Consider the following 339-nt stretch of genomic DNA (forward strand, 5'->3'; position numbering starts at 1 on the left):
AAGGCCGATTTCAAGCACGTCAAGATCGATCCGAGCCGCTGGACGCGGGACTGGCTGGAACGCGGCGCCGAACGCGGCCAGTTCGTTGCGGGCCGATACACGCCTGACCTAAAGGCGCAGCACCCCACCAACTGGGCTCAGATCGAGGCGGATTTCGAGAAGTGGAGGCCGGACGAAGAGGTGGCGGGCTAGCATGTCAGCAGACGCATTCTCCCGGCTGCTCGCGCAGCACATCGAACCAGTGGCAAGGATGCTGCTGGGGGAACCAAATCCACATCTGTCGAAGCCGGGGGCGGAACTCCGCTTTGGCGAACAGGGATCGATGTCAATCGATCTCGC

At 62.5% G+C, this 339-nt stretch carries 1 protein-coding gene; it reads left to right on the forward strand.

From position 1 onward, the window contains the following. Positions 1–192, forward strand: a 192-nt coding sequence (locus EN818_RS33060) for a hypothetical protein (RefSeq protein ID WP_210237325.1), incomplete at its 5' end; no start/stop codon positions are given. Positions 193–339: the final 147 nt, after the last annotated feature.

Source organism: Mesorhizobium sp. M3A.F.Ca.ET.175.01.1.1 (assembly GCF_004791945.1).
Taxonomy (GTDB): domain Bacteria; phylum Pseudomonadota; class Alphaproteobacteria; order Rhizobiales; family Rhizobiaceae; genus Mesorhizobium.